Consider the following 11,984-nt stretch of genomic DNA (forward strand, 5'->3'; position numbering starts at 1 on the left):
ACAACTCATCATTCAGGAACCAGCATGCCAAATCCGGGCCGCAGCCTTCGTCGCCATGCCGCGTGCGCGCTCACGCTGCTGACCCTTGCCGGCGCTGGCAGCGCCCGGGCCGAGGACATCGACCTGTTCACCGGCTTGCAGAACAATTCGAATGCCAAGCCCAATGTCCTGATCCTGCTGGACAATGCCGCGGCCTGGGACGCGAACGTGACTGTCAATTGCACGTCGCCGGGCTACGTTTCATCCGGGAACAGCACGAGCAACGTTGGCGCGGAACAGTGTGCATTGCACGCGGCGGTGGCGACGCTGGCGCAGAACCCCGCCATGGCCGGCAACATGAACATGGGCCTGATGATGTTCGGCAACAGCAGCAACTACGGCGGACAATTCAAGTTCCAGGCAGCGACACCGCCAAGCCCGCCGCCCTCGCCCGCACTGCCGCTGATGGACGCGACGGGCACGGCCAACTTCATGGCCTACCTCAAGACCATCGACCGCAATGGCGACAAGGGCAACGGTTCACAGGTGGGCGGCGGTATGCAGGAGGCATGGGCCTTCTTTGCCGGCAAGACCGGCATTTCGGGGACCAACTATGCGAACCGGTCGCCCATCACCAACCCCTGCCAACGGAATTTCATCATCTACATCGCCAATGCGATGAACAACGGCAAGCCTCAGGACGGTGGGCAGCTCTCCGCTGCAACGCTTGCCGCTGCCGGGGCAACGGCTGCGCAACAGCAGCAGATCACCATACCGGGGTCCTATACGAAATACCAGAGCAACTGGGGTGACGAGTGGGCGCGGTTCATGTATCAGACCGACGTGAATGGCAGCCTGGTGAACAACCAGAACGTCATCACGTACACGATTGCAGTGACCGACGGCAACAATCCCGACTATGTTGCCTTCACCCAGAGCATGGCCACCAACGGCGGCGGCAAGTCCTATGTCGTCAAGATGGGCGACATCACTGCCATGACCAACGCGCTGCTGGAGATCTTCAGCGAAATGCAGGCGGTCAACAACGTGTTTGCGTCGGTCAGCCTGCCAGTCAGCGTGAACAGCCAGGGTACCTACCTGAACCAGGTCTATATCGGCATGTTCCGTCCGGACGCCACCGCGGCACCGCGCTGGATCGGGAACCTCAAGCAGTACAAGCTTGGCTATGACAGCAACAACCAGATCGTGATGCTGGATTCGACGGCCGCAGGCCCGAACCAGCAAAGCGCAATCAGCAATGCCGGCACAGGCTTCATTTCGCCGAACGCAAAGAGCTATTGGAGCGCCGAGCCGCCACTCAGTTTCAGCAGCAGCGGCTATGGCACGGGCAGTGTGACAAGCTGGCCGTCAACCGGCTTCTGGGCCAACAGCCCGTCCGGTTCTTCCGGAGCGCTCGATCTCGCCGATGGGGAAATCGTCGAAAAGGGGGGCGCTGGCGAGATGCTGCGCGCGCAGTACCTGACCACCCAGACCGGCCGCCGGCTGCTGACGTGCGCCAATGGCGCGTGCGCAGCGAACACGGCGCTGGCATCGTTCGACACCAGCAATACGTGGCTGGTGGGCACTGCCGGGCAGGCCGCGCTCAAGACCACGGCCACGGACGTCAGCAACATGGTCAACTGGGTACGCGGAGCGGACATCTATGCCGCGCTTGCGGCGGCGTCCGGATCGTCCGGCAACGGCAAGGGATCCAGCGGTTCCGGTTCCGGCACCTCGACCAGCGCGGTGGGCGCGGAGGCCGAACCAGGGCCTGGCGGCGCGGTGACCGTGCGCCCCTCCATTCATGGCGATGTGCTGCATTCACGCCCGGTCGTCGTGAACTATGGAGGATCGACCGGCATCGTGGTCTTCTACGGCGCGAACGACGGCGTCTTCCACGCGATCAACGGCAACCAGTCGAGCGGCATCGGCGGCGTGCGGCCGGGCGGCGAACTGTGGGGTTTCGTGCCACCGGAGTTCTACGGCAAGCTGGGCCGCATCTACAGCAATACACCCACCATCAAGCTGCCCGGATCCACCTATGGCACGGCGCGCGACTACTTCTTCGATGGCACTACCACGCTTTACCAGGATCTGCGCGACCCCAAGAATCCGCGCGTGATCCTGTACATCACCGCGCGTCGCGGGGGCGCGTTGCTCTATGCCATGGACGTGACCGACCCGATCAATCCGAAGTACCTCTGGTCGACGACGAACACGCAGATTCCCGAACTGGGCCAGACGTGGTCGCAGCCGCGCGTGGTCCTGGTGAAGGGGAACACCAACCCGGTGCTCGTCATGGGCGCAGGCTACGACACCGCCGAGGACAGCGACCCGGCGCCAGGCACGAACACCAGCGGGCGCGGCGTGATTGTGCTGGACGCGCTGACAGGCGGCGTGGTGCGCGCGTGGCTGGGCGACTGTACCGGGCTCGCCAGTACCGTCTGCGCAAGCCCGACGGGCTTGTCACGCGCGGTCCCGTCCGATGTGGCGGCGGTGGATCGCAACGGCGATGGCTATATCGACAAGGCCTATGTGGGCGACGTCGGCGGCAATGTCTGGCGTGTCGATTTCGAGACCAGCGCAGGCACTGCACCGACCGCATGGACCATGGGCAAGCTCGCGGCGCTTGGCGGTGCGGCGAACACCAACGACGCGCGCAAGTTCCTGTACGCACCCGATGTAGTCTCCACCGGCACCTACGACGCCATCACGATGGGCACGGGCGACCGTGAGCATCCGCTTTACTCTGCATCGACCACGGCGGGCACGGCCTACAACGTGGTCAACCGGTTCTATGTGATCAAGGACACGACGCTGTCGGGCGGGCTGCCGTCCACCTGGACGCCGCTGACCGAAGCGAACCTGTTCGATGCGACGGCCACCCAGTATGTGGACTCGACCAGCGGCAAGGGCTTCTACATCACGCTGGCCAAGGGCGAGAAGATCGTCAATGCGCCGCTGACGGTCTCGGGCTACACCTACTTCGGCACCAATACGCCTTCCGTGCCGACGCCGGGTGCCTGCTATCCGGACCTTGGCGTGGCCCGCGGCTACTCCGTTTCGTTCCTGACCGGGCTTGGGCAGAATACCAACCGCTTCATTACGTTCGACGGTGGCGGCCTGCCGCCGTCGCCGGTGTTTGGCATCGTGTCGATCACGAATGCCTCCGGTGTGACCGGCAACGTCGGTGTGCTGATCGGCGGCGGCAACCAGACCGGGCCAGGCGGCGGCAACAATACATCGCCACTGGGTGGCCAGAAGGTCGTGCCGCTTGGCGTTGGCAAGCGAAAGCGCCTTTACTGGTACTCGCAGATCGACAAGTGATGTCCTGACCGAACGCACGGCTGGCGGCGGCTCCGGCCGCCTGCCACAATATCGGCTTCGTCGACGTTTTCGTCGCTTACGTCGCCGCCGTCTGGCGGGCGCTTTCCGTGTTGCAAAGATCCGTTGTTCCGTTCCTGGTGTTGCTGGCTCTGATGCCACCGGCGCGTGCAGCCGGCGGCCAGCCCGCGAGCGCGCCCGCGGCGGCATCTGCCGCCCAGGCGGCACGACCGGCCCGCTCGGACCTCTACTCCTTGCGCCCCAGCCACGACGACCGCGGGCAAAGCAGCAGCTTTGGCCTCAAGCTAAGGCCGTCTGGCCCACCCCAGGACGACAACACACGATCGCCGGGGCTTTACGGTCCGGCAAGATAGCAACATCCCGGGCGCTTTGCGCTACGCTTGGCATCTCGCTCGCAACCGCAGGAACGCTCATGCCAGACAGCCCAAGCCGCCACTCGCCTGATCCGCAACTTCCTCTCGCCCGGGACGCCGTCCACAATCTGCGCGCGTCGCGCATCCGCGAAGTCGCGAACGCCGGCATCGGCCTGCCTGAGGTGCTGCCGTTCTGGTTCGGCGAATCGGATCAGGTCACGCCGGACTTCGTCCGCGACGCCGCGGCGCGTGCGCTGGCGGGTGGCGCCACGTTCTATACGCACAACCTCGGCATCGCGCCCCTTCGCAGTGCGCTGGCCGACTATGTCGGCGCGCTGCATGGCGCCACGCGCATCGAGAACGTCGCGGTCACGAGTGCCGGCGTCAACGGCCTGATGCTGGCCGCCCAGCTCATTGCCGGGCCCGGCGATCGCGTGGTGGCGGTCACGCCACTATGGCCCAACCTGGTGGAGATTCCGAAGATTCTCGGCGCCTCGGTCGAAACCGTTTCGCTCGACTATGGTCCGCACGGGTGGACGCTCGATGTCGACAAGCTGCTCGCGGCGCTGACGCCGGACACCCGTGCGCTGATGGTCAATTCGCCGAACAACCCCACCGGCTGGGTGATGTCGCGCGCGGCGCAACAGACCGTGCTGGACCACTGCCGCCGGCACGGGATCTGGATCATTGCCGACGAGGTCTATGAGCGGCTCTACTACGGCGATGAACCCGGTGGGGGCGACAGCCGCACCGCGCCGTCGTTCCTGGACATCGCCTCGCGCGAGGAGCGCGTCATCTGCGTCAACTCGTTTTCCAAGGCGTGGCTGATGACGGGCTGGCGGCTCGGCTGGATGGTGTTGCCTTCATCGATGACCGACGATCTCGGCAAGCTGATCGAATACAACACCTCGTGCGCGCCTTCGTTCGTGCAGGAGGCAGGCGTGGCGGCGGTGCGCGAAGGCGAAGCGTTCACGCGCGACCTCGTCCAGCGGTTGCGCACGGCGCGCGACCACCTCGTGGATGCGCTGTCCGCCTTGCCCGGTGTGGACGCGCATGCGCCGGAGGGCGCGATGTACGTGTTCTTCCGCCTGTCCGGCGCCACGGACAGCCTGGCCCTGTGCAAGCAGCTCGTGCGGGAAGCGGGTTTGGGGCTGGCACCGGGCAGCGCATTCGGCGATGAAGGGGAGGGCTTCGTGCGCTGGTGCTATGCGTGCGACACGGATCGCCTCGATGAAGGCGTGCGGCGCCTGCGCGGGTTCATCGGGCGCTGAGCCTGCGGACTGTCACTGCACGGCCGGCGTAGAGGGACTTCCTGCGCTGGCCTGCGCCTCCTCCTCCCACCATCCGCCGCCGAGCGCCTGCAGCAGCGCCGCCGAATCGGCGAGCCGGCTTGCGGTCGCCTGTGACAGGTCCAGCGATGCCTGGCGCGACTGGCGCTCCGCATCGAGCAGCGTGAGCTGGCTCACACCGCCGAGCCGGTACTGCTGCGACACGATATCCAGCGTTGCACGCGCCTGCCGCGCATTGTCCGCGCGGGCGCGTAGCGTGGCGGCGTCGGCCTCGAGCGCGCGCAGCGCGTCGGCCACGTTCTGCAGGCCTAGCAGAATGGCCTGGTGGTAAGCCGCGAGCGACTGCTCGTAGGCCGCTTCCGACGCACGCTTGCGCGCCAGCAGTTCGCCACCGTGGAAAACAGGTTGCACAAGGCCGGCGGCAAGGCTCCAGACGTTGAAGCTGTCGAACAGATTGCGAGCGGTGGTGGACTGCCAGCCACCGCTCGCGCTGAGCGTGATCTGCGGATAGAGGTTGGCCGTGGCCACGCCGATATTTGCCGAGGCCTGGTGCAGCAGCGCTTCAGCCGCGCGGATATCCGGACGGCGGCGCGCAAGTGTGGACGGCAGGCTGACTGGCAAGGTCTCCGGCAACTGCAAGTCTTCAAGCCTGAATTCCGGCAATTGCGCCGCCGCAGGCGTCTGGCCCGTATAGACCGCAAGCTGGTGGCGCGTGGACTCGATCTGCTGTGCGAGCCCCGGAATCAGTGCCTGCGTCTGCGCGAGTTCGGAACGCTGGCGCTGCACGTCGACGCGCGCGATGCCGCCGGTGCGCAGCCGTTCCTCGGCGATGCCGAGTTCGCGTTGCTGCGCCTCGGCAATGGCGAACGTATCGGCCAGTTGCGCGCGCAATCCCGCTTCCCGGATCGCCGCCGTGGCGACATTGGCGGCCAGGGCAAGGCGGGCGGCCTCGAATTCATAGCGCTGGTAATCCACCGCTGCCTGCAGGCCTTCGAGCTCGCGCCGCTGTCCGCCGAACAGATCGAGTACGTACGAGACCTGCGCCGTCGCGCCGTAGAGCGTGAACGGGCCGGGACTCGGAATGGCGGTGATGCCGAGCGACTGGAAGTTGACCTGCTGGCGCGTCGTGTTGAGGTTCGCATCCACGGTCGGCCAGCGCGTGGCGCCGGTGCGCGCAGCAAGGTTTTCCTGCGCCTCGCGCAGTTTCGCCTGTGCCTGCGCGAGCGTGGGACTGCCATCGAGTGCAGCGCGAATCGTCGCATCCAGCGCGGGACTGCGGAACAGCGCCCACCATTGCGCGGGCACGTCGGCGCCGTTGGCGAAGGTCTGCGGGTGGCCGTGCGGCAGGTTGCCGGGCATCTCGGCGGCGACCGTGGATTGCGGCTGCGGGCCGGCTACGTAACCGGGATCATCGGTTGGTGCCGGCGCACGGAAATCGGGGCCGACCGCGCACGCCGAAAGCAGCAGGCAGGCTAGTAATGGAAGACGGGAACGCATGGCGTGGCTCCTTCAGTCCAGCGTGCGGCGGTAGAAGCGCACCGCGATCGCCATCACCACCACGATGAACAGGGCCATCGGCCACACATTGGGCCACAGCTCGGTCCAGCCGTTGCCTTTGAGCAGGATGCCGCGAATCATGCGGTGGAAGTAAGTCATCGGCAGGATGTTGCCGATGCCCCGCGCCCACCCCGGCATGCCCGCGAACGGGAACATGAAGCCGGACAGCAGGATGTTGGGCAGGAAGTAGAAGAACGTCAGTTGCATCGCCTGCAACTGGTTTTGCGCGAGCGACGACAGCGTGATGCCCACGGTCAGGTTGGCCGCGATGAACAGCAGCGCCGCCAGGTACACCGCGATGACCGAGCCGAAGAACGGCACCTGGAACACCCAGCGCGCGGCGAGCAGCACGATGGTCGACTGGATCAGGCCAATGAAAATGTACGGCACGATCTTGCCGGTCATGACCTCGATCGGCTTCACCGGCGTGGCGAGCAGGTTTTCCATGGTGCCGCGCTCGCGTTCGCGCGTCATCGCCAGGCCCGTCATCATCACCATCGTCATCGACAGGATTACGCCCATCAGCCCGGGGATGATGTTGTACTGCGTGATGCCCTCAGGGTTGTAGAGCCGCTGCACCTGCACGTCGAACGGCGCCTTGCCGCCGGCCAGCGGGGCGAGCGCCCCTTTCATGTCGACACGCGCCACGGTGAACGGCAGCTGCGCGAGCGCGGCGATGGCGGCGCCGGTCGCGGACGGGTCCGTCGCGTCCGCCTCCACCAGCAGCGCGGGCCGTTCGCCACGCAGCAGCTTGCGCGTGAAATCGGGCGGGATGCTGACCACGAACTGCACGTTGCCTTTCATCAGCGCCTCGCGCCCGGCGTCTTCGTCCGGCAGCGTGCCGACCATCTTGAAGTAGGTCGAGTGCTCCATGCTGGCCAGGAACGAGCGCGTGAATTCGCTCTGGTCCGCGGCGATCACGGCGGTCGGCAAGTGGCGCGGATCAGTGTTGATGGCAAAGCCGAACAGCAGCAGCTGCATGATCGGCAGGCCCACGATCATGCCGAACGTGACACGGTCGCGCCGCAACTGGAGGAACTCCTTGAGCACGATGCTCCACCACCGGTCGAAGGAGAAGCTGAATCGTCCTTTGCGTTTCATGGCTTCCCCTTATGCGGCTTGCGGCCGGCGCCGGCGTTCATGTTGTCCTCCGCACGGCTCATCATGTGGATGAAGACGTCTTCGAGACTGGTCTGGGTCGGCTCGACGCGCCTCTCCGGTCCGGCCACGCGCCGCAGCGTGTCTTCTAGTTGCGCGGCGTCGCGGCCGGTCACGTGCAGCGCGGTGCCGAACACCACGGTCTGCTCGACACCCGGCGCACCGTGCAATTGCTCCGACAGCGTGGCAAGGTCGTCGCCCTCGACGCTCCACGTGGTCAGGTGCTGGCTTTCCACGACTTCATCGGCAGTGCCCTGCGCGAGCAGCTTGCCGTAGGCGATATACGCAAGCTTGTGGCAGCGCTCGGCCTCGTCCATATAGTGCGTGCTGACCAGTACCGAGATGCCGCGCGCGGCCAGCAGGTGAAGCTGCTCCCAGAAGTCGCGCCGTGCCTTGGGGTCGACCCCGGCGGTCGGTTCGTCGAGCAGCAGCAGTTCGGGCTCGTGCAGCAGGCAGGCCGCGAGCGCGAGCCGTTGCTTCCAGCCGCCCGACAGCGATCCGGCAAGCTGCGCCGAACGCGTGGCGAGCCCGAGGTCTTCCAGCGCGCGGTCGACGGCCTCGCGCCGGTTCGGCATGCCGTAGACGCGCGCGACGAAGTCCAGGTTCTCGCGGATCGACAGGTCGTCCCAGTACGAGAACTTCTGCGTCATGTAGCCGACGCGGCGCTTGATCTCGTCCGATTCACGCAGGATGTCGAAGCCCAGGCACGTGCCCTCGCCGGAATCGGGCGTCAGCAGGCCGCACATCATGCGGATCGATGTGGTCTTGCCGCTGCCGTTCGGGCCCAAGAAGCCGAAGATTTCACCGCGCGCCACCTGCATGCTCAGGTCGTTGACCACGTGCTTGTCGCCGTAGCGCTTGTTGAGGCCGCGCACGTCGATGGCAAGGTCGCCGTTCTTGTGTGGGGGCGTACTGTGCTCGGGCGTGCCGCTCATGACTGGCTCACCTCCACGGGCTGGCCCGGGCGCAGCTTGGGCGCGTCGGCTTCGGTCGGGCGTGCCTCGATCAGGAACACGAGCTTGCGGCGCGTCTCGTTGCTGTAGATTACCGGCGGCGTGTATTCGGCTTCGTTCGAGACATAGGTGATGTTAGCCGCCACCGGCGCGGGACAGCCGTCGCAATGCACCTGCACCGACTGGCCGTTGCGCAGCGAGCCAACCACGGTTTCCGATACGTAGAAGCGCACCTTGACGTTGCCGGGCGGCAGCATGCGCACGACGGGGCTGCCGGCCGGCACCCATTCGCCGAGCCGGTAGGGCGTGTCGTACACCAGCCCGGCCTGCGTGGCCGCAACCGCTTTGCGCGAGAGCTTCCATTCCGCCTGCGCCAGCGCGGCGCGCGCGGCTTCAACCTGCGCGGCCTGCGCCGCCTGCTGGGCGTCGCGGCCGGGCAGGCGCGCCACGTCGATGTCGCGCTGCAGTTCGCGCACGCGGGCCGCGTCGCTGTCGGCCGTGGCGCGCGATTCGTCGAGCTGTGCCTGCGAGATGCCGCCAATGTCGTACTGCTGCCGGTCACGCCGGAACTGCGCGGCGCTGCGTTGTGCGGCGGCTTGTGCCTGCGACAGTTGCGCACGGCTAACATCGACTTCGACCGGCCGCTTGCCGGTCTTCATGTCGGCAAGCTGTGCCTCGGCGACGCGCACTTGCTCGGCCGCCTGCTGGCGCGCCGCGCGCTCATCGTCGGATTCGAGCACGAACAGCGCCGTGCCCTTGCCGACCTGCTGCCCGCGCTGCACAGACAGGCTGTCCAGCCGCCCCGCGAATGGCGACGCCACGCTGACGAATTCGCCTTCCACATAGCCCTGCCACGCGGCGGACGTGTTCTGGCCGCAGCCAGACAGCGCGGCCAGCGGAAGCAGCAGGGCCAGCGCAAGCCGGAGGCGTTGCGTTGCGAAGAGATGGGTATCGGGCGGCAAGTTTCGTGCGTGCATGGCGGTTCTGGGCAAAACGTGAAGGCTGTGTCAGTCTGAGGCGCCGTCACGCGGCGCGGGAGCGGTGGGGGTCAGGCCCTGGGTGAGCAGCGTGCTGACGTGGCGGACCAGCGCCTCGGTATCGATATGCTCGGCACCGGGCAGCCGCTGCCAGATGTGCGTGGTGGCCAGCGGCAGCAGCGTCAACCCGACCAGCGAGGGCATTACCAGCGTCGGCTCCAGACCGGGGTTGAGCTTGCCGCCCGCAATCGCCGCGGCCAGCGGCGCGCTCAGCGCGCCAGCCCGCTGCAACGCAAAGCGGTTCAGCACGCGTTCGCGCAGCAGGCCATCGACGCCCGCGACCTCGCGGATCCAGAGGCCGGGAAACCAAGGCGTCGCGGCGGCCACGCGGATCAGGCGGCTGGCTATGCCGACCAGCATCGCCACCGGGTCTTCAGGCGTGGCGGATGGCGTGAAGATCGCGTCGACAAGCTGCTGCAGCCGTTCTTCAACGATGGCGTCGAGCAATTGATCGCGGTCGCGGAAGTAGTAGTGCACCAGCGCCGGCGTCACGCCGGCGTGCTCGGCAATCGCGCGGATCGAAGTCGCCGCCACGCCATGGCGCGCGAACAGCTCGGTCGCGGCATCGAGCAACTGGTCGCGCTGCCCGGGGTTGCCCGCTGAAGGGCGCCCGGGACCCCGCCGTTCTGCACGCAGCTTGGTGGTCTTGCGCGGAGAAGGGCGGTCGGGTGGCATGGGGCGAATCAGGATCTCAACCAGCGAAAGCATTCCCTCGATGGATATTAATTTTCGAGTTAATTAATTCAAGACTTGTTACAACGTTGAACTTGCGGCACATGACTGCATTCGGAACAATTGCTGCGTCGCAGCAATCGGCGGTAGACATGTCATGTCGCCTTGGCTATGCTTCGACCGCCCACGGCCCGGCGTTCCGGCCGGCGCTAGCCGAATTTCCACCCATGCGTTTCCCATTCCCGGCCGCGATGCCGCGCCCGATCCTTTCCAGCTGTTTCGCTGCGATGCTGTCGCTGACAGCGTGCGCGCCGGCGCTGGCGCAGGACCTGGCGCCAGCGGCCGGAACGGATGTGATGGAGACCGAAAACCCGTTCGGCTTCCATGGTCAGGCCACCTATGTCTGGCAGCGCAAGCCCGCGTTCAACGCCGCCTATTCGGGGCCCAACAGTCTGGGCACGGATCGCGCGAAGGGTTATTCCTTCACGAGCACGCTGGACCTAGGTCTGCGCCTGTGGGACGGTGCGGAGTTCCACCTCAACCCGGAAGTGGCGCAAGGCGTCCCGTTCTCGGGGCTGCACGGCATGGCCGGCTTGACAAATGGCGAACTTGCCAAGGGCGCGAGCACGAACCCCGTCTTCTACCGTGCGCGCGCATTCATCCGGCAGACCTGGGGCCTTGGCGGAGACACGGAAAAGCTCGACGACGATTTCAACCAGTTCGCCCGAACCGTCGACAAGCGCCGCGTGGTACTGACCGCCGGCAACTTTGGCGTGCTCGACGTGTTCGACCAGAACGACTACGGTTCCGACCCGCGTACGCAGTTCATGAACTGGTCATTTCTGACCCATGGCGCGTGGGACTACGCGGCAGATTCACGCGGCTACACGTGGGGCGTGGCACTCGAATACATCGGCGACGACTGGTCCGCGCGCATCGGCCGCTTCCTGCAGCCGCTCGAGTCCAACGGGCTCGAACTCGACACGCGGATGTTCGAACACTACGGCGACGTGCTCGAACTCGAAAAGCGCTACAAGTTGTACGACCGGCCTGGCACGGCTCGCCTGCTGTTCTTCCGCAACAAGGCGCGCATGGGCGCGTTCAACGACGCGATCCGGTTCGGTCAGGCCAACAACATCACGCCCGATGTCGCGGACGTGCGGCAGGAACACGCCAAGGTCGGCGTGGGGCTGACGCTGTTGCAGCAGGTCAATGATTCGCTGGGGGTGTTCTTCCGGGCCAGCATGTCGGACGACAAGACCGAGACCTATGCCTTCACCGAGATCGGGCGGCAGGTTTCGTTCGGAGGGGTGTTGAACGGCAGCTCATGGGGCCGTGCGCGCGATGCGGTGGGCGTGGCGTTTGCAGTCAATATGCTGGGACAGAATCACCGGGCTTATCTTGCCGCTGGCGGGCAGGGCGCGTTTTTGGGTGATGGGACGCTGAACTATGCGCCTGAGCAGGTGTTCGAGATCTATTACAGCTTCCAGCCGTTCAAGTACCTGAGTATCAGCCCGGATTTCCAGTATGTGCGCAATCCTGGCTACAACGCCGACCGCGGGCCGGCGAAGTTCTACGGGATCCGGTTTCACGCCGAGTTTTGAGGGGTGTTGGCGCGAGCCACACACGCCAACACCATCC

The 11,984-nt window shown here is 66.0% G+C and carries 8 protein-coding genes; 3 read left to right on the forward strand and 5 right to left on the reverse strand.

All coding sequences use genetic code 11. The features are described 5' to 3' along the window. Positions 1-24: 24 nt before the first annotated feature. Together ACIGJG_RS02055 and ACIGJG_RS02060 are read left to right on the forward strand one after the other, a co-directional pair. Entirely contained in the window at positions 25-3,306 is a 3,282-nt protein-coding gene (locus ACIGJG_RS02055; protein WP_220631267.1) for a pilus assembly protein, read from the forward strand. Between the two features lie 430 nt (positions 3,307-3,736). Further along, entirely contained in the window at positions 3,737-4,948 is a 1,212-nt protein-coding gene (locus ACIGJG_RS02060) for a pyridoxal phosphate-dependent aminotransferase (RefSeq protein ID WP_483672693.1), read from the forward strand. Positions 4,949-4,960: 12 nt separating this feature from the next. On the opposite strand, the gene ACIGJG_RS02065 is transcribed toward ACIGJG_RS02060, so the two are convergent. Genes ACIGJG_RS02065 through ACIGJG_RS02085 form a run of 5 tightly spaced genes read right to left on the reverse strand, consistent with a single transcriptional unit; the run spans position 4,961 to position 10,346 of the window. Then, a complete protein-coding gene (locus ACIGJG_RS02065) occupies positions 4,961-6,463 on the reverse strand; it encodes an efflux transporter outer membrane subunit (RefSeq protein WP_483672694.1) in 1,503 nt (500 codons plus the stop codon). A gap of 12 nt (positions 6,464-6,475) precedes the next feature. Continuing rightward, positions 6,476-7,624 (reverse strand): ABC transporter permease, encoded by a 1,149-nt coding sequence (locus tag ACIGJG_RS02070; protein ID WP_483672695.1) that lies wholly within the window; start codon positions 7,622-7,624, stop codon positions 6,476-6,478. Continuing rightward, positions 7,621-8,616: an ABC transporter ATP-binding protein gene (locus tag ACIGJG_RS02075; RefSeq protein WP_220631269.1), complete on the reverse strand. Its 996-nt coding sequence runs from the start codon at positions 8,614-8,616 to the stop codon at positions 7,621-7,623. Before ACIGJG_RS02075 ends, ACIGJG_RS02070 begins: the two co-directional genes overlap by 4 nt. Then, positions 8,613-9,611, reverse strand: a complete 999-nt coding sequence (locus ACIGJG_RS02080; protein WP_011296599.1) for an HlyD family secretion protein — start codon at positions 9,609-9,611, stop codon at positions 8,613-8,615. Before ACIGJG_RS02080 ends, ACIGJG_RS02075 begins: the two co-directional genes overlap by 4 nt. Positions 9,612-9,641: 30 nt before the next feature. Further along, positions 9,642-10,346, reverse strand: a complete 705-nt coding sequence (locus ACIGJG_RS02085) for a TetR/AcrR family transcriptional regulator (protein ID WP_140948974.1) — start codon at positions 10,344-10,346, stop codon at positions 9,642-9,644. A 224-nt stretch (positions 10,347-10,570) separates the two neighbouring features. On the opposite strand from ACIGJG_RS02085, the gene ACIGJG_RS02090 reads away from it, so the two are divergent. Then, positions 10,571-11,947, forward strand: a complete 1,377-nt coding sequence (locus tag ACIGJG_RS02090) for a carbohydrate porin (RefSeq protein WP_084791891.1) — start codon at positions 10,571-10,573, stop codon at positions 11,945-11,947. Positions 11,948-11,984: the final 37 nt, after the last annotated feature.

Source organism: Cupriavidus sp. C1SS-2L (assembly GCF_057073735.1).